At 62.4% G+C, this 16,942-nt stretch carries 14 protein-coding genes; 5 read left to right on the top strand and 9 right to left on the bottom strand.

Features of this window, described 5'->3' with window-relative positions; translation table 11 throughout:
• Positions 1 to 33 precede the first annotated feature (33 nt).
• The gene (locus HJC04_RS09400; protein WP_221145861.1) at positions 34 to 2,487 is read left to right on the top strand and encodes a glycoside hydrolase family 2 protein; all 2,454 of its coding nucleotides are present in this window, start codon (positions 34 to 36) and stop codon (positions 2,485 to 2,487) included.
• A 149-nt stretch (positions 2,488 to 2,636) separates the two neighbouring features.
• Here the strand turns inward: HJC04_RS09400 and HJC04_RS09395 are convergent, their stop codons facing one another.
• A complete protein-coding gene (locus HJC04_RS09395) occupies positions 2,637 to 3,029 on the bottom strand; it encodes a PRC-barrel domain-containing protein (RefSeq protein ID WP_037143114.1) in 393 nt (130 codons plus the stop codon).
• A gap of 259 nt (positions 3,030 to 3,288) precedes the next feature.
• Between HJC04_RS09395 and HJC04_RS09390 the strand changes: the two genes are divergently transcribed.
• From HJC04_RS09390 to otsA, 3 genes are all read left to right on the top strand, one after another.
• On the top strand, positions 3,289 to 4,989 hold the full coding sequence (locus HJC04_RS09390) for a long-chain fatty acid--CoA ligase (RefSeq protein WP_221145859.1): 1,701 nt from the start codon (positions 3,289 to 3,291) through the stop codon (positions 4,987 to 4,989).
• A gap of 136 nt (positions 4,990 to 5,125) precedes the next feature.
• Positions 5,126 to 6,751, top strand: coding sequence for a glucose-6-phosphate isomerase (pgi, locus tag HJC04_RS09385; RefSeq protein WP_210629369.1), 1,626 nt, complete (start codon positions 5,126 to 5,128; stop codon positions 6,749 to 6,751).
• 646 nt (positions 6,752 to 7,397) lie between these two features.
• Entirely contained in the window at positions 7,398 to 8,813 is a 1,416-nt protein-coding gene (gene otsA / locus HJC04_RS09380; RefSeq protein WP_221145857.1) for an alpha,alpha-trehalose-phosphate synthase (UDP-forming), read from the top strand.
• Between the two features lie 178 nt (positions 8,814 to 8,991).
• Here otsA and HJC04_RS09375 read toward each other — a convergent pair whose 3' ends face one another.
• The 3 genes from HJC04_RS09375 to HJC04_RS09365 all read right to left on the bottom strand — a co-directional run bounded on the left by HJC04_RS09375 (position 8,992) and on the right by HJC04_RS09365 (position 11,396).
• Complete coding sequence (locus tag HJC04_RS09375; protein ID WP_210629371.1) at positions 8,992 to 9,918, bottom strand: carbohydrate kinase; 927 nt, start codon at positions 9,916 to 9,918, stop codon at positions 8,992 to 8,994.
• A 62-nt stretch (positions 9,919 to 9,980) separates the two neighbouring features.
• Positions 9,981 to 10,670, bottom strand: coding sequence for an orotate phosphoribosyltransferase (locus tag HJC04_RS09370; RefSeq protein ID WP_210629372.1), 690 nt, complete (start codon positions 10,668 to 10,670; stop codon positions 9,981 to 9,983).
• A 69-nt stretch (positions 10,671 to 10,739) separates the two neighbouring features.
• On the bottom strand, positions 10,740 to 11,396 hold the full coding sequence (locus HJC04_RS09365; RefSeq protein ID WP_221145855.1) for a TetR/AcrR family transcriptional regulator: 657 nt from the start codon (positions 11,394 to 11,396) through the stop codon (positions 10,740 to 10,742).
• Positions 11,397 to 11,492: 96 nt separating this feature from the next.
• On the opposite strand from HJC04_RS09365, the gene HJC04_RS09360 reads away from it, so the two are divergent.
• Positions 11,493 to 11,975: a DUF1772 domain-containing protein gene (locus HJC04_RS09360; RefSeq protein ID WP_210629374.1), complete on the top strand. Its 483-nt coding sequence runs from the start codon at positions 11,493 to 11,495 to the stop codon at positions 11,973 to 11,975.
• Between the two features lie 268 nt (positions 11,976 to 12,243).
• Here the strand turns inward: HJC04_RS09360 and HJC04_RS09355 are convergent, their stop codons facing one another.
• The 5 genes from HJC04_RS09355 to HJC04_RS09335 all read right to left on the bottom strand — a co-directional run bounded on the left by HJC04_RS09355 (position 12,244) and on the right by HJC04_RS09335 (position 16,942).
• Positions 12,244 to 12,780, bottom strand: a complete 537-nt coding sequence (locus HJC04_RS09355) for a glyoxalase superfamily protein (protein ID WP_210629375.1) — start codon at positions 12,778 to 12,780, stop codon at positions 12,244 to 12,246.
• Between the two features lie 187 nt (positions 12,781 to 12,967).
• Positions 12,968 to 14,146, bottom strand: coding sequence for a GGDEF domain-containing protein (locus HJC04_RS09350; protein ID WP_221145853.1), 1,179 nt, complete (start codon positions 14,144 to 14,146; stop codon positions 12,968 to 12,970).
• 184 nt (positions 14,147 to 14,330) lie between these two features.
• On the bottom strand, positions 14,331 to 15,371 hold the full coding sequence (gene pyrC, locus HJC04_RS09345) for a dihydroorotase (RefSeq protein ID WP_210629377.1): 1,041 nt from the start codon (positions 15,369 to 15,371) through the stop codon (positions 14,331 to 14,333).
• A gap of 159 nt (positions 15,372 to 15,530) precedes the next feature.
• Complete coding sequence (locus tag HJC04_RS09340) at positions 15,531 to 16,163, bottom strand: nucleoside triphosphate hydrolase (protein WP_210629378.1); 633 nt, start codon at positions 16,161 to 16,163, stop codon at positions 15,531 to 15,533.
• Positions 16,160 to 16,942 (bottom strand): ATP-binding cassette domain-containing protein, encoded by a 783-nt coding sequence (locus HJC04_RS09335; protein ID WP_210631700.1) that lies wholly within the window; start codon positions 16,940 to 16,942, stop codon positions 16,160 to 16,162. The genes HJC04_RS09340 and HJC04_RS09335 overlap by 4 nt, the downstream gene beginning before the upstream one ends.

The raw sequence follows: 16,942 nt of genomic DNA, 5'->3' as shown, positions 1-16,942 counted from the left end.
CACAGCTTCGAGCGGCATAACCAGGAGCCCGCCATGATCGAGAAAACCGCGCTCAATTCCGGCTGGACGCTCACCTGCAACGATACAGGAAGACCCGACCTGCCGGATGCGATGCCGGCGACGGTGCCGGGATGCGTCCATACCGACCTTCTCGCCAGCCGGCTGATCCCCGATCCCTATATCGATGTCAACGAGATCACCAATGACTGGATCGGCAGGGCGGACTGGACCTATCGCTGCCGATTCGAGGCAACGCCCGACGATGGCAGAGTGCAGGAACTCGTCTTCGACGGGCTGGATACGATCGCGGTCATCAGCCTCAACGGCGAAGAGATCGGCCGGACATTCAACATGCACCGCACCTACCGCTTCGATGTTTCAGGTCTGCTGAAGGCCGGGGCCAACGAACTCTCCGTCACCTTCCGCTCCGCCTACGCCTATGGCGCTGAGATGGAAAAACATTACGGCTACCGGCCCAACAACTATCCGGGGCCGGGCAATCTGATGCGCAAGATGGCCTGCAATTTCGGCTGGGACTGGGGGCCGACGCTGGTGACGGCGGGCATCTGGAAGCCGGTGAGGCTGGAGAGCTGGGATGGGGCGCGGCTCGCCGAGACACGGGCGTCGGCCACGCTTGCCGGCGGCGACGGGCTGGTGACGGTGCATGCAAGACTGGCGCGCCACAGCAATTCCAGGCCGTTCCGGCTGGTCGCCGAGATCGGCGATGTGGCGACGTCGGTTACGATCGCCGCCAGCGAAGACGAGGTTTCGTTCGAGATCACGCTGCCCTCGCCGCAGCTCTGGTGGCCGCATCATCTCGGCGCCCAGCCGCTCTATCCGCTGACGCTTACGCTGATCGATGAGGCCAGCGGCGATCGGCTCGACAGCTTTGAGCGCGAGCTCGGTTTCCGTTCGCTCAGGCTCGATACCGCTGCAGATGCGTACGGTTCGGCCTTCACCTTCGTCATCAATGACGTGCCGTTGTTCATCGCCGGCGCCAACTGGATCCCCGACGATTGTTTTCCCTCGCGGGTGACGCCCGAGCGTTATGCTGCCCGGATCGAAGAGGCGAGGAGCGCCAATATTCATATGCTGCGCGTCTGGGGCGGCGGCATCTTCGAGCGCGACGAATTCTACGAAGCCTGCGACCGCATGGGCATGCTGGTCTGGCAGGATTTCCTCTTTGCCTGCGCCGCCTATCCGGAGGAGGAGCCGCTTCGAAGCGAGGTCGAGGCGGAGGTGCGCGACAATGTCGTGCGGCTGATGCCGCATGCTTCGCTGGTCCTCTGGAACGGCAATAACGAGAATATCTGGGGTTTCGACGAATGGGGCTGGCGGCCGATCGTCAAGGCGGGCGAGAGCTGGGGGCTCGGCTATTATCTCGACCTGCTGCCGAAGCTCTGCGACGAACTCGATCCCCGCCGGCCCTATTATCCCGGCAGCCCCTATTCCGGCTCGATGGAGATCGAGCCGAATGCCGACGGACATGGCTGCAAACATATCTGGGACGTCTGGAACGATGTCGGCTACGAGGTCTACCGCAACTACATCCCGCGTTTTTGCTCCGAATTCGGCTGGCAGGCGCCGGCCAATTGGGCGACGATCGAAGAGAGCGTCCACGATCAGCCGCTGACGCCGCAATCGAACGGCGTCTTCCACCACCAGAAGGCGACGCAGGGCAATGACAAGCTGATCCGCGGGTTGGCCGGCCATCTGCCGGTGCCAAGGACGATGGACGACTGGCACTTCGCCACCCAGCTCAACCAGGCGCGCGCCATCCGCTTCGGCATCGAGCACATGCGCTCGCACCGGGCAATCTGCAAGGGCGCGGTGGTCTGGCAGTTCAACGACTGCTGGCCGGTAACCTCCTGGGCCGCCCTCGATTCGGCCGGACGCCGCAAGCCGCTCTGGTATGCGCTGAAGGCGGCCTATGACCCGCGCCTGCTAACGATCCAGCCGCGCGACGGCGGACTGGCAGCGGTGGCGGTCAACGAGAGGACGCTGTTCTGGCGAGCCAAGATCAGCGGCAAACGCCTGAGGCTCGATGGCAGCGTGCTTGCGGAATTCGAATTCTGGCGGCTGCTCTGCGACCGCTTCGAGGCCAGGGAGTTTCCGCTGCCCGAGGAGGTCGTCAGGCCGGATTTACCAAAGGACGAGGTCGTTGTCGTCGACATGCTCGACCGGCGAGCGTTTCACTATTTCGTCGAGGATATCGACCTTGCCCTGCCGGCGCCGCGGCTGAGCGTCGATGTGACTGCGATAGAGGATGGTTACGCGGTCAAGGTGAAGGCCGAGAATTTTCTCAAGGATCTCTGCCTGATGACGGATCGGCTGGATCCGGACGCGGTCGTCGATTCGATGCTGGTGACGCTGCTGCCGGGGGAGAGCCATGTGTTTGACGTGAGGACGGCGAAGGTGATTGAGGCTGATGACATTGCTATCGGCACGGTGCTGCGATCGGCCAATGATCTACTCGCGGGTCGGTGAAAGCCCCTCATCCGTCCCCTCGCCCCGTTTTTACGGGGAGAGGGTTAGGGTGAGCGCCGACCCTGGCACAGGGGGCGTGGCGACGGTCACCACACACCAAAAGGCCCCGCTGCCAACGGGGCCCTTCCAGCTCGGTCCATCGAACGAGGTTACATCCAGTAGGGCGGCACGCCGTAATAATCATACACCCGGCGGCCATTGTCGTTGTACCAGGTGTCGTCATCGTCCGAATAGCTGGGTGCGCCTTCGATCTGCTCCTTGGTCAGGTCGATGCGGTAGCCGTCCAGCTGGGTGTCGTAATTCAGCTTTTCCCAAGGCAACGGATAGTGGTCATGACCAATGCCCAGGAAGCCGCCGAAGCTTAGCACGGCATAGGCGACGCGGCCGTCGCGCTTGCCGATGATCAGGCGTTCGATCGAGCCGATATGCCGGCCATCGGCGCCATAGACGCGGGTGCCTTCGACGCGGTCGCTGGCGATCAGCGAATGCGTTTCCTTGGCGTTCGGGTCACGGCGGCTGGCGTCGGTGTCCTGATTCAACATTTGAACCTCCTTTGGTGTTTCCTCATGGTTGGTATGAAAGGTCAACGCCAACGCGGACTCAAAGTTCCCTGCCTTTCCATGACCGCACCGGGCCTGATTGTTGACGTTTACGTCAAGGTTAGTATAGCTTCATTCGGCTTGAACCGTTCAGGCAATGGCATAAGCTGCCGGACTGGAAGATGGAGGATGCTTCCGGTCAATGAGAGCCGGTCGACCAGGGCTCGACCGGCGCGGCGGCCGCAAGGGAGAGAGAGACACGATGAGCAGCATTTCCGTCCATCCGAACGGAGCAAAAGCGGACAAGCCCTGGCTTGCCACCTATCCCGATATGGTTCCGGCCGAACTGCCGCCGCTGGAATATGCCTCGCTTGCCGAGCTTTTGGAAAAATCCTGCGCCCGTTACGCCGACCGGACGGTTTTTTCGAGCATGGGCAGGGCGATGAGCTACCGCGAGCTCGAAAGCCAGACGCGCAAGGTCGCCGCCTGGCTGCAGAGCATCGGCCTCGAGAAAGGCGACCGCGTCGCGGTGATGATGCCGAATGTCCTGCAGAACCCCGTCGCCACCTATGCGATCCTTCGGGCCGGCCTGGTGGTCGTCAACGTCAATCCGCTCTATACGCCGCGCGAACTCGAACACCAGCTGCGTGATTCCGGCGCCAAAGCGATCTTCGTGCTGGAGAATTTCGCCCGTACCGTCGAGCAGGTCCTCAACAAGACCGACCTGCGCCATGTCGTCGTCACCTCGCTCGGCGAAATGCTGGGGCCGAAGGGGCTGATGGTCAATTTCGTCGTGCGCAAGGTAAAGAAGCTCGTTCCCTCCTGGTCGATCCCTCAGCATAAGAGCTTCGGTCAGGTGCTCAGCGAAGGCGCAAGGAAAAGTCTCCGCCCGGTCACGCTTGCGGGCGGCGACATCGCCTTCCTGCAATATACCGGCGGCACAACGGGCATTGCCAAGGGCGCGGTGCTCACGCATCAGAACCTGCTCGCCAACAAGCTGCAGCTGTCGCTCTGGCTGCGATCGGCTTTCCAGCGCAAGAAACAACCGGAGGTGCTGAACTTCCTCTGCGCGCTGCCCCTCTACCACATCTTCGCGCTGACGGTGAATTCGCTGATGGGCATGTCGCTCGGCGCCCACAATATCCTGATCGCCAACCCGCGCGATATTCCCGGCCTCGTCAAGGAATTCGGAAGGTCGAACATTCATATCTTCCCCGGCCTTAACACGCTGTTCAACGCGCTGATGAACAACGCCGAATTCGCCAAGCTCGATTTCTCCTCTCTCATCATGTCGCTTGGCGGGGGCATGGCCGTCCAGCGCCCGGTTGCCGAACGCTGGTTGAAGATAACGGGCACGGCGGTGACAGAGGGCTACGGCCTTTCCGAGACGTCGCCTGTCGCCACCGCCAACCGCTTCGATTCGCCCGAGTTCACCGGCTCGATCGGCCTGCCGCTTCCCTCGACCGAACTCGATATCCGCGACGAGGAGGGCCGTTCGCTGCCAACAGGCGAAATCGGCGAGATCTGCATCCGCGGGCCGCAGGTGATGGCCGGCTATTGGCAGAAGCCGGAGGAAACGGCGCGGGTGATGACATCAGACGGCTATTTCCGCTCGGGCGACATGGGCTTCATGGACGAGCGCGGTTACACCAAGATCGTCGACCGCAAGAAGGACATGATCCTCGTTTCCGGCTTCAACGTCTATCCGAACGAGATCGAGGAAGTCGCCGCCATGCATGCCGGCATCCTGGAGGCGGCGGCGATCGGCGTGCCGGACGGGCATTCCGGCGAGGCGGTCAAGCTCTTCGTCGTCAGAAAGGATCCGACCCTGACGGAGGCGGAGGTGAGGGCCCATTGCATCGCCAATCTTACCAACTACAAGCGCCCGCGTTTCATCGAATTCCGCGCCGAACTGCCGAAGTCGCCTGTCGGCAAGATCCTGCGCAAGGACCTGCGCGGCTAAATTTGACGATCTGATGAAATTAAAGCCCTCCGCTCGCCGCGGATGATTTTTCATATTTGGAGCGGCGGCTGAACTTGATTTGCGCCTGAGAAAGCGAATAGTTTCCGCAACCTTTCCGCCTCAAAAGGAGCCTCCCATGAACGCCATCGTCGAACAGCTGAAAAGCACCGCTGATGCCACCAAGGCGACCGATCTCCGCGCCGCCTTCGCCGCCGATCCGCAGCGCTTTTCGCGCTTTTCCGTCTCGCTCGACGATCTGCTGATGGACTTTTCCAAGACGGCGGTGAACGACGAGATCCTCAAGCTTTTGGTCAGGCTTGCCGAAGAAGGCGGCGTCGAGAAGAAGCGCGAGGAGATGTTCTCCGGCAAGGCGATCAACTTCACCGAGGACCGCGCCGTCCTGCACACGGCGCTACGCAACCGGTCGAATACGCCTGTTCTGGTGGACGGCAAGGATGTCATGCCTGACGTCAACGCCGTGCTTGCCGCCATGGGCAAGTTTGCCGACGACATCCGCTCCGGCACGCTGAAGGGCGTCACCGGCAAGACGATCACCGACGTCATCAATATCGGCATCGGCGGCTCCGATCTTGGCCCCGTCATGGCGACGCTGGCGCTTGCCCCCTTCCATGACGGCCCGCGCGCCCATTTCGTCTCCAATATCGACGGTGCCCATATTGCCGACATCCTGAAGCTGGTGCAGCCGGAAACGACGCTGTTCATCGTCGCCTCGAAGACCTTCACGACCGTCGAGACGATGACCAATGCGCAGACGGCGCGCAATTTCATCGCGAAGGCGCTCGGCGAATCGGCCGTGCAGCACCACTTCGCCGCCGTCTCGACGGCGCTCGACAAGGTCGCCGCCTTCGGCATCGACAGCGCCCGCGTCTTCGGCTTCTGGGATTGGGTCGGCGGCCGCTACTCGATCTGGTCGGCGATCGGCCTGCCGCTGATGATCGCGATCGGGCCTGAGAATTTCGGCAAGTTCCTCGACGGCGCGCATGCGGTCGACAACCACTTCCGTAAGGCGCCGATTACCGAAAACCTGCCGATGCTGCTCGGCCTGATCGGCTTCTACCACCGCAATGTGCTGAACTATCCCACCCGCGCCATCCTGCCCTACGACCAGCGCCTGTCGCGTTTCCCGGCCTATCTGCAGCAGCTCGACATGGAATCGAACGGCAAGGGCGTCACCATCGACGGCACGCCGGTCGAGGGCAATTCCGGCCCGGTCGTCTGGGGCGAACCCGGCACCAATGGCCAGCACGCCTTCTACCAGCTCATCCATCAGGGCACGAGCATCATCCCGGCCGAATTCATGATCGCCGCCAATGCCTTCGAGTCGGAGTTGCGCCACCAACACCAGCTCTTGATCTCCAACGTGCTTGCCCAGTCTGAAGCACTGATGAAGGGCCGCACCTTCGCGGAAGCCAAGAAGCAGCTGACCGACAAGGGCATGGACGACAAGAAGGCCGATTTCATCGCGCCGCACCGCGTCTTCCAGGGCAACCGCCCGTCGATCACCTTCGTCTACGACAAGCTGACCCCCTATGCGCTCGGCCGTCTGATCGCACTCTACGAACATCGCGTCTTCGTCGAAGGCGTGCTCTTCCGCATCAACTCCTTCGACCAGTGGGGCGTCGAACTCGGCAAGGAACTGGCAACGGGCCTGCTGCCCGTCGTCGAGGGCAAAGAGAGTGCGGCGAGCCACGATTCCTCCACCCAGGGGCTGGTTGCGGCGCTGGCGAAGCTTGCGAAGTAAGTTTCGAAAGCCGGGCTCGCCCCTCACCCTAACCCTCGGGGTCGAGCCACTGGTCTCGACCCGTCCTGCGGAGCCTCGTAACCGGCGAGGGAGTAGGGGAACGGAGAGGTCGCGGCGTATCCTCCTCGCCGGTGAGAAGAGGGAGGCGCGAGGCCGCGGTATATATCCCTTCGCCCCGCAAGCGGGTCTGAAGGGCGGTGCCGGCGGCTGGCAAGGAGCGGAGGCCGGCTTCAGCATTACCAGGAAATTCACGCGCCCGGGGCGGATCGGACGACAGCGTCATGCGGCCGCAAATGATGACCTGATATCGGCCAGGCCAGCGCATCGGTGTCGATGGGCTGTTGGTGCGAAACCGGATTGAACGTTCCGCTAATAGAAAATTGTAGAAAGAATTCTTTCAATCCACCGTCGTCGCCCTAGATTCAAGCAAAATCTGTGCGCAGGGTACTTCCGACGACATGGCCTATCAAACCGGGGACGACACCCCGTTTCACCGTTTTCCGAAGCCTATACATGGGCCACTCGCGTCCGGACGTGTCCTTTCGATGGCGGCGCCAGCATCGGATCGTCCCTGCCCCGTCCATAAGGCTCTCCAAGGCGCCCGGCACAGAGCGTTTTCACGTTTCATCATCACTAAAGGAAGCTCATGAGCCGTCTTATCGTCGTTTCCAATCGTGTCCCCATGCCAGCCAAGGATGGCAGTGCCGCGGCCGGCGGCCTCGCGGTTGCGCTGCAGGCAGCCCTGCAGGCGCGCGGCGGCATCTGGATGGGATGGTCGGGAGAGTCGAGCGGAGAAAGGGAGCCTGGCCCGCTCTCGCTGCTGCAGAAGGGCAACATCACCTATGCGCTGACCGATCTCACCGACACCGATGTCGAGGAATATTATCGCGGCTTTGCAAACCGCGTTCTCTGGCCGATCTGTCACTACCGCCTCGACCTCGCCGAATATGGCCGGAAGGAAATGGCCGGCTATTTCCGCGTCAACCGTTTCTTCGCGCACCGGCTGGCGCCGATGATCGAGAAGGACGACATCATCTGGGTTCATGATTACCACCTGATTCCGCTGGCCGCCGAACTGCGGCAAATGGGGCTGAAGAACAGGATCGGCTTCTTCCTGCACATTCCCTGGCCGCCGGCCGATATTCTCGTCACCATGCCCGTTCATGAAGAGATCATGCGCGGCCTCTCCCATTACGATCTCGTCGGCTTCCAGACCGATTACGACCTCCAGAACTTCGCCGGTTACTTGAGACGGGAGGGCATCGGCGACGACCTCGGAAACGGGCTGTTCGCTTCCCACGGGCGGATTTTCAAGGCCGGCGCCTATCCGATCGGGATCGAGACTGCTGGATTCGCCGAATTCGCCGAGAAAGCCGCAAACAATATCATGGTGCAAAAGACCCGGCGCAGCATCGAAGGCCGGGATATGATCATCGGCGTCGACCGCCTCGATTATTCGAAGGGCATCATTCAGCGGCTGGAAGCGTTCGAACGCTTCCTGACCACCAATCCCGCCTACCAGAACAAGGTCACCTATCTGCAGGTCACGCCGAAATCGCGATCGGAGGTCCCCGAATACGAGCATATGCAGAAGATGGTCGCCGAACAGGCCGGCCGCGTGAACGGCGGCATCGGAACGGTCGACTGGGTACCGATCCGCTATGTCAACCGATCGATCAGCCGCAACGTGCTCGCCGGCCTCTACCGCCTGGCGAGGATCGGGCTGGTGACGCCGTTGCGCGACGGCATGAACCTCGTCGCCAAGGAATATGTCGCCGCCCAGGATCCGGATCGCCCGGGCGTTCTGGTGCTGTCGCGCTTCGCCGGTGCGGCACGGGAGTTGAGGGGCGCGCTGCTGGTCAATCCCTATGATGTCGAGGGCACCGCCAATGCGCTTGCCCGCGGCCTTGCCATGTCGCTCGAGGAGCGCCGCGACCGCTGGAGCATGATGATGGAACACCTGCTCTCGCACGATGTCTCACTGTGGTGCGAAACCTTCCTGCGGGATCTGGTGACCGCTCCAGAGCTTCAACCGGGGGGTGACTCCCGGATCGTTTCTTGATCGATCGGTGCCGACCGGTCCTTCGGATCCCCGACGGGAGAAGAGGGGATCGAAACGTTGCCGCATATCTCTTCTCCCCACGGGGAGAAGAGGAAATCGGAACGTCGCGGCACATTTCCTTCGCCCCGGAAGCGGGAGGAAGGTGCCGGCGGATGAGGGGCCGATGCTCGCTTAAGCCTTAAAGCCCGATCTCATGCGCCCATGGCGGATTGGCGCCGGCGCGGGAGACGGTGACGGCGGCCGCCTTGGCGCCGAGCGTCAGGGCGTTGCGCACCGCCTGTTCGTCGAGCGAGGCGACCTGTTCTTTGCTCAGCAGATTGTCCATCTTCAGCGAGGCCAGCACGCCGGCGTCGAAGGTATCGCCGGCGCCGACCGTGTCGACGACGGCAACGCGTTCACTCGGCACCGTCACCTTGCGATCCCTGGTATAGCCGGACGCGCCTTCGGCGCCCTTGGTGATGACGACGAGCTTGGCGCCGTGGGCGAGCCAATGGGCGGCGAGCGCGTCGTGGTCACCTTGGAGCCCGAACCAGTCGAGATCCTCGTCGGAAAATTTGACGATGTCGGCCTTTGCCGCCATGCGCCGGATGCGGGCCATATGCGCCGGCTTGTCCTTGATGAAGCCCGGGCGAATGTTGGGGTCGAGGGAAATCACGCGGCGGGCGGCTTCGCGGTCGAGCAAGGCTTCGTAGGTTTCGCCGCAGGGGCTCGGGATCAGGCTGATCGCGCCGAAATGCAGTGCTTCGCAATCATCGTCAAGCGTCGGCAGGTCGGCCTCGGTGATCATCCGGCCGGCCGTGCCTTCGTCATAGAAGGCATAGGTCGCCTGGCCGTTGACGAGCTTGACGAAGGCGATCGTCGAGGGCCGCGGGGTGATGGCGCATGGGCTGTAATCGACGTTGCTCGCCTTCAGCGTCGCCAGCAGGATTTCGCCCATCATGTCGTCGGCAATGCCGGTGAAGAAGGCGGTGGGAATGCCGAGGCGGCCGAGCGCGATGGCGGTGTTGAAGATCGCGCCGCCGGCATAGGGCGCAAAGCCCTTTTCGCCAAGCGTCGTGTCCCTCGGCAGCATGTCAATCAGGGCTTCGCCGCAGCACAAAATCATCGGATTCCTCCCAACAGCATTTCTATCTTCATCAAGCGCTTAAGTGAGCTTTTGTCAACCGATTAGAGCGAAAGCTCACTGACTCCACCATTCCTCGCCGACCATGCCAGTGGCGCGTCGAGGAAGGCCTCGACCTCTGCAAGCGTCTTGTCGTCGAAAAGCTTCTCTGCCCTGGCAACCGCAAGGACGCTGCGCCAAGTGGCGATGTGATGCAGCCTAACCTTGCCGTCGGCAAAACGCTGGTCGCCGAAAATGCCGTAGAAGAACAGCGCGATGCCGTGATCGACAATGCCGCCGGCGGCGCGAATGGCGTCGATGAACTTGAACATGCTGCCGCCGGCCGTCGTCAGGTCCTCGATGACGAGCACGCGCGAACCGTCCGGCATATTGCCTTCGATCTGGGCATTGCGGCCATGGCCCTTCGGCTGCTTGCGGACATAGATCATCGGCAGGCCGAGGCGATCGGCGAGCAGGGCGGCGAAGGGAATGCCGGCGGTCTCGCCGCCGGCGATGCAATCGAACTGCTCAAAACCGGCATCGCGCAAGAGCGTGCTGGCGGCAAAATCCATCACCGTCGAACGGATGCGCGGGTAGGACAAGAGCTTGCGGCAATCGATATAGACCGGGCTCGCCATGCCGGAAGAGAGCTTGTAAGGCTGGGCCGCATTGAAATGCACCGCCTTGATCTCCCAGAGCATCTTGGCCACCAGTTCGGCCATCAGGGCGCGGTCGGGAAATGCGGTCTGGATCATCGGGCTCTCCTTCGGTTTTGCGTCTCCGGCAATAGCAGCAAGCGCCCACCGTTTCCAGACGCAGGCGAGCTATTCCAGCAAGAGACGGCCGATATCGGGCCCTTGCATCGTCTTGAACAGGGCGATCGTTCGGGCCCCCTCCTCGGCATCCAGCGAAACGGCATAACGCACGGCGGCGGCAAGCAGCTGCATCGTCAGCCGGGCGATCGCCTGAAGTTCGCTGCTGTCCCGATCCGGCCAGAGGCGCACGAGCAGGGCGAGAAACGCCTGAGCATGGAATTCCATATCTTCGGCGTCGACCTGCTGCAGCAGCTTGTCGGTATGGGTCGCGTGCCAGATGTCGCGCATCACGGGCTCGCGGCGGAAGAAGGCGTAATATTCGTCGACGATCCTGGCGAGCGCGCCTGGCAGGGCCGCGGCGTCGACGACCTTCGCCAGTTCCGCCTCGACACAGCGCCGGCCCTCCTCGTTGAAGCGTTCGGCCAATGTCCGGATGATGGCGCTCTTGTCGGGGAAATACTGGTAGAGGGCGCCGAAGGAAAGGCCCGCCTTTTCGACGATCTCGCTCATCTTCAGGCCGTCGCTGCCATGACTTTCGATCAGTTCGGCGGCGACGGCGAGGATTTTTTCGAAACGCTCGCGGCCGCGCTGCTGGCGCGGGATGCGTCGCGGCTGGCCGCTATGGTCCTGGTGACGTCTGCGCGTTGCCGCCGGCTGCCCCGACATGTTCTCTCCTTTGCCTGTTGACAAAGAAAATAAGAGAGTTTATCCGATTTTACAAACAAGAGAGTTTCTCTTGTTTCATCAGGAAGGAGTTTCGACATGCAGATGGTCCTCATTCTTTCCCTCGTCGCCGCGGCGATCGGCAGCGGCTTGGTCGCCGGCATCTTCTTCGCCTTCTCCACCTTCATCATGACCGCCTTCTCGCGCATTCCGGCGGAACAGGGCATTGCCGCGATGAATTCGATCAACGTGACGATCGTCCGCTCGCCCTTCATGGCGCTGTTCGTACCGACGGCGATCCTCTGCCTGGTCATTGCTGTGCTGGCGCTGATCAACTGGCGCGGCGGGGCGTCCGCGCTGATGCTGGGGGGTGCAGCCCTCTATGTCTTTGCCTCCTTCCTCTCGACGATCATCTTCAACGTGCCGATGAACGACGCACTGGAAAAGGTCAGCGGCGGCGGCGCGGAAGCGGCGGCGCTTTGGACGGCCTATCTCCGGGACTGGACGTGGTGGAACCATGTACGCACCATCGCCTCGCTGCTTGCCTCGGTCGCTTTTGTGCGGGCGCTGATGATGATTTAGCAGGGCGCAGGCCTCATCCGAGAGCCTCGAGGATGAGGGACGTTGGAGGGTGCCGCTGCCTTCCTTTCGCCTTGGAAACGGACGCTCACCCCATCCTCATTCCTGTGCTCGGGTCAAGCCCGAGGACAGGAATGAGGGTGCGGATATGGCATGACTTCGCGGCAACGGCATCGCGTGTGGTGACCGTCGCCACAGATACATTCTGCAACGGTCAGCCTTCAAACAGTTCGAGCATTCCGAAAGAGGAGTTGACCGACTGTCTCCTCGGTTATTTCTGCTCGCAAAAGACGATGCGATTACTAAAGGGATCGATGACGGTCATCTCCAGCCCCCAGGGCGCTTCCTCGACGCCGGGCTTCATATAGCGGTAATCCTTGCCGATGAGTTCGGCGTGATAGGCGCGCACATTGGCGACGCGGACGAAGGCCTTGGCGCCGGGGCTGGCGTCGCCGGAATGTTCGCTCAAGTGCAGCGCCATACCCTCACGCGACACCTGGCAATAGAGCGGGAAGTTTTCGCCGAAGCGATGTTCCCAGTCGAGCGTGAAGCCGAGGAAACCGCAATAGAATTCCATCGCCTTTTCGACCGAGAAGATACGGAAGATCGGCATCGGCGGCTCGATGCCGATGGCGGCGCGGCCTGAACCCGCCGCATCGATCTTGGCCGAGAGGATATTCCATTGCTCGAGCCCGAATTGCCGGGCGACGATTTCGAGCGTCTCGCTGTGGGTGAGAGAAATATTGCGGTCGGCAAGGGCTTGCCGCAATGTCTTTGCCATGAGCTTGGCATCGCGAAAATCGCGCATAGTGAATCCTTCCGTCGGCGGCAAACAGGACGATCAGTGCCCGCGTCTGCTGACCCGTTCGCCATCGATCGCCAAACGGCAAGGGATGTGAAGGATATCTCTGGATGCATTCACCATAACGCTGATGCGTCGCGGGCGGCTGGCCGCATCCGGCCAAGGGCGATCGTATGAGACGCGTCGTCCCGGATCAAGACGCCGTGCGCGATGCCTCGAGGGGCACCGCCTGCAGGTGGGCGGCAAGCTCGACGCGGTTGCGGCCGGCGCGCTTGGCGGCGTAAAGCGCCTTATCGGCGGCACTCAGCATGGTGTCGAAATCCAGTGGCTGCGAGCGGCCGGGCGCAACGCCGACGCTCACTGTGCATCTCAACACCTCACCGTCGATCGGAATCTCTCGCGCCTCGAAGGCCCTGCGGATCCGCTCAGCCGTCAGTTCGGCCCGGCCTGGCATGACCTGTTTCAGCACCAGCGCAAATTCTTCGCCCCCGAGCCTCGCGGCGGTATCACCGGGGCGGCAATTGGCGGCGAGTTCCTCGGCGAAGACGGTGATCACGCGGTCGCCGCTCGCATGGCCATAGCGGTCGTTGACGGATTTGAAATGGTCGATATCGAAGACGATGATGGCGGTGGTCGATCCCATTGGGCGCGTGCCGTACTCGTCGAAGACGGCGCGGCGGTTGAGCAGGCCGGTCAGCGGATCGGTGATCGCCTCGAGGCGATGGCGGGCGGCGAGCCGCCATTGATGCAGCGCCAGCGACAGCGCGCCGATGCCGGTCATGCCGGCGATGCAGACGGCAAGGCTCAGATCCTCCGCCCAGTTGCTGGGCGCCTTGCCGAGCACCAGCTTGCCATCGGCAATCAGCACGGCGGCGCAGAGAACGAAGGAAATTGCCGTCAGCGTATAGAGCGCCGCGATGCCGAGCAGCGGCGCCGGGGCTTCGGCGCGGGCGAGCCAATATTGCCGGGCGGTGGCAAAGAGCAGCAGGGCGATGGCGAGATTGTCGGCGATGAAGGCAAGACCGTCATATCCGGCAACCATCGGCACGATCGAGAAGGTCATCGCCGCCAGGGCCCGGATGGCAGTGGCAACGATCGACAGGCGGCCGGTAAGGAACTGTTTGCCCGCGCCCCAGATGGTGGCGAAGCCGGCATGGAACAGCATGAAACTGCCAATGGCGAAGCCTGTATCAGGCCTGCTCACATAGGCGCTGTAGACGAAAATGCCGCTGACGACGAGGACCAGACCGATGGTGGCGGTGAGCAGCACGGTTTCGGCCCGGCGCACCAGCCAGCTTCCCATCAATGTGACGGCAAGGCAGGCCGCGGAGACGCCGAGCGCCAGCAAAAGGGAGTTGTAGTCAAGCATCATGCTTCTTCAGTCTCCGCAGCGGTGGCGCGCCAGATAATTGGCAACGTGGGGTTCCGCGGAGAGAAATGTCTTATGCACCCGTTAACAAATGATGCATTGCACAATGAAAATGTTAGGCGTCTAACGTCTGCGCGCCACTTAACATGAATATTCTATTTAAAATAGAAAAAGGCGGAAGCACCTCCTACGTCACTACCTGCCAATGCAGGGGAAACATCGGATCGAAGACCGTTACCGGGCCGGCGCCGGTTTCTATCTTGGCGGGAAAGACGACCGGCTCGGCCTGCTTCGACAGCGTGATCCGTTCCTCGTTCGGCTGAAGCCCGTACCAGGCCGGCCCGTTCAGCGAGGCGAAGGCTTCGAGCCTGTCGAGCGCACCCTCCTCCTCGAAGACATGGGCAAGGCAGCTCATCGTATTGATCGAGGTGTAGATGCCGGCGCAGCCGCAGGCGCATTCCTTCAGCGGATCGACATGCGGGGCGGAATCGGTGCCGAGGAAGAAGCGTTTGTCGCCGCTGACGGCGGCGGCGCGCAGCGCCAGCCGGTGGTTCTCGCGCTTGGCGACCGGCAGACAGTAATAATGCGGGCGGATGCCGCCGACGAGGATCGTGTTGCGGTTGATGATCAGATGGTGGGTGGTGATCGAGCCGGCGAGGTTTGATTTGGCCGCCTTGATGTAATCGATGCCGTCTGCGGTCGTCACATGCTCCATCGTCACCCTCAATTCGGGCAGGCGCCGGCGCAGCGGATCGAGCACGGTGTCGATGAAGACGGCCTCACGGTCGAAAATATCGACATCGGGCGTCGTCACCTCGCCATGGACGCAGAGCGGCAGACCGATCGCAGCCATGCGCTCCAGCACCGGCATCGCCTTCTCCATGTCACGCACGCCGCCATGCGAATTGGTGGTGGCGCCGGCGGGATAAAGCTTGACGGCGGTGATGAGGCCGCTCTTCGCACCCTCCGCCACATCGTCGGGGCTGGTGTGTTCGGTCAGATAAAGCGTCATCAGCGGCTGAAAGCGGTGGCCGTCCGGCAACGCCTTGAGGATGCGCTCGCGATAGGCCTTCGCATCCGCGGTGGTGACGACCGGCGGCACCAGATTGGGCATGATGATGGCGCGGGCGAAGGTGCGGCTCGTATCGGCGATCACGCCTTCCAGCATGGCGCCGTCGCGCAGATGCAGGTGCCAGTCGTCGGGACGGCGGATGGTGATCGATTGCATGGCAGGCCTCCGAAGCGATGCGTCTGCGGCCTGATAGCACTAAAGCGCGTCGCATTGAAATTGATTCATGCGAGGCGCTCCAACGCAATTTCCTGCATGTCGCCATCCCACCGCTGCACAAGTTCGGCCGGCATGGTCGTCAAGCCGATCGCCGCGACATTATGCCAGCGCGATCTCCAGCGTCACATCGGCCGGGCGGCGATTTTCGAGGATCAGCCGGCCGTTCGGTAGGTCGTTGCCGTAAACCTTGGCGCTGGCGGCCTCCTCATCGAGGTTGTAACCGCGCCAGCGTGCCCAGAGCCGCTCCTCGAGCACCGCGATCGGCGGCGCCAGCATGATCGAAAAATCGAAGATGCCGTCGAGCTCGGCCCATTTGCCCTGCGTGAAGAGCAGATAATTGCCCTCGACGATGATGAAACGGTCCTTGGGATCGATCGGCCGGGCCGAGGCGATGGCGAGTTCCCGGGAACGGTCGAAGACCGGCGCCAGAACCTCCTGGTCGGCCCGGCGGACGGCGCGGATGATATCGAGGAAGCCTCTGACATCGAAGGTCTCGGGAATGCCCTTGCGCGCCAAGAGGCCGCGCTCGATCAGGATGGCATTGTCCATGTGGAAGCCGTCCATCGGCAGGACTGCGGCGCTTTCGCCCTTGGCTTTCAGCGCCGCCGCCAGATTGTCGGCCATGGTCGATTTACCCGCCCCCGGCGGCCCGGCGACGGCGATCAGGAAACGCTTGGCATCGCCGGCGCGGGAAAGCACCTCGCCGGCGATGTCGTCGATGCGTACGCTCATGCCGCAACGGGCTCCGTCGGCACCGCCTTGGCGCCGGTCATGAAGGCGACGGCGTCGGACATGGTGTACTCCTTCGGATTGATCACCGTCAGGCGCCGGCCGAGACGGTGGATATGGATCCGGTCGGCGACCTCGAAGACATGCGGCATATTGTGCGAGATCAGCACGATCGGCAGGCCGCGGGCGCGCACGTCGAGGATCAGCTCCAGCACGCGCCGGCTTTCCTTGACGCCGAGCGCGGCCGTCGGTTCGTCCATGATGATGACCTTCGAGCCGAAGGCTGCGGCGCGGGCGACGGCGACACCCTGGCGCTGACCGCCGGACAGCGTCTCCACCGCCTGGTTGATGTTCTGGATGGTCATCAGGCCGAGTTCGGAGAGCTTGTTGCGCGCCAGCTTTTCCATGGCCGGCCGGTCGAGCATGCGGAACAGCGAGCCGAGCGGACCCTTTTTGCGGATCTCGCGGCCGAGGAACATGTTGTCGGCGATCGACAGCGCTGGCGACAGAGCAAGGTTCTGGTAGACGGTTTCGATGCCGGCTTCGCGCGCCTCCATCGGTGAGCGGAACTGCACCTGCCGGCCTTCGAGCGTAATCACGCCCTCGTCGGGGGTGACCGCACCTGAAATGGCCTTGATGAGCGACGACTTGCCGGCGCCGTTATCGCCGATGACGGCAAGGATTTCACCCGGGTAGAGGTCGAAATCGGCATTGTCGAGCGCGGTCACGCGTCCATAACGCTTGACGAGGCCGCGGGCGGTGAGAATGGGTTCGACAGCCAT

Source organism: Rhizobium sp. NLR8a, assembly GCF_019685235.1.
In the GTDB taxonomy this organism is placed as follows: domain Bacteria; phylum Pseudomonadota; class Alphaproteobacteria; order Rhizobiales; family Rhizobiaceae; genus Rhizobium.
Note: the sequence above shows the minus strand (reverse complement) of the source record. Positions and strands in the feature narration are given on the sequence as shown.

Bases quoted from the DNA above. Each gene is read 5' to 3' on its own strand.
- HJC04_RS09370 (WP_210629372.1), bottom strand. From the start codon at position 10,670: ATGATCCAGACCGCATTTCCCGACCGCGCCCTGATGGCCGAACTGGTG.
- HJC04_RS09355 (WP_210629375.1), bottom strand. From the start codon at position 12,780: ATGCGCGATTTTCGCGATGCCAAGCTCATGGCAAAGACATTGCGGCAA.
- otsA (WP_221145857.1), top strand. From the start codon at position 7,398: ATGAGCCGTCTTATCGTCGTTTCCAATCGTGTCCCCATGCCAGCCAAG.
- HJC04_RS09335 (WP_210631700.1), bottom strand. From the start codon at position 16,942: ATGGCTGTCGAACCCATTCTCACCGCCCGCGGCCTCGTCAAGCGTTAT.
- HJC04_RS09375 (WP_210629371.1), bottom strand. From the start codon at position 9,918: ATGATTTTGTGCTGCGGCGAAGCCCTGATTGACATGCTGCCGAGGGAC.
- HJC04_RS09390 (WP_221145859.1), top strand. From the start codon at position 3,289: ATGAGCAGCATTTCCGTCCATCCGAACGGAGCAAAAGCGGACAAGCCC.
- HJC04_RS09400 (WP_221145861.1), top strand. From the start codon at position 34: ATGATCGAGAAAACCGCGCTCAATTCCGGCTGGACGCTCACCTGCAAC.
- pyrC (WP_210629377.1), bottom strand. From the start codon at position 15,371: ATGCAATCGATCACCATCCGCCGTCCCGACGACTGGCACCTGCATCTG.
- HJC04_RS09340 (WP_210629378.1), bottom strand. From the start codon at position 16,163: ATGAGCGTACGCATCGACGACATCGCCGGCGAGGTGCTTTCCCGCGCC.
- pgi (WP_210629369.1), top strand. From the start codon at position 5,126: ATGAACGCCATCGTCGAACAGCTGAAAAGCACCGCTGATGCCACCAAG.
- HJC04_RS09360 (WP_210629374.1), top strand. From the start codon at position 11,493: ATGCAGATGGTCCTCATTCTTTCCCTCGTCGCCGCGGCGATCGGCAGC.
- HJC04_RS09365 (WP_221145855.1), bottom strand. From the start codon at position 11,396: ATGTCGGGGCAGCCGGCGGCAACGCGCAGACGTCACCAGGACCATAGC.
- HJC04_RS09350 (WP_221145853.1), bottom strand. From the start codon at position 14,146: ATGATGCTTGACTACAACTCCCTTTTGCTGGCGCTCGGCGTCTCCGCG.
- HJC04_RS09395 (WP_037143114.1), bottom strand. From the start codon at position 3,029: ATGTTGAATCAGGACACCGACGCCAGCCGCCGTGACCCGAACGCCAAG.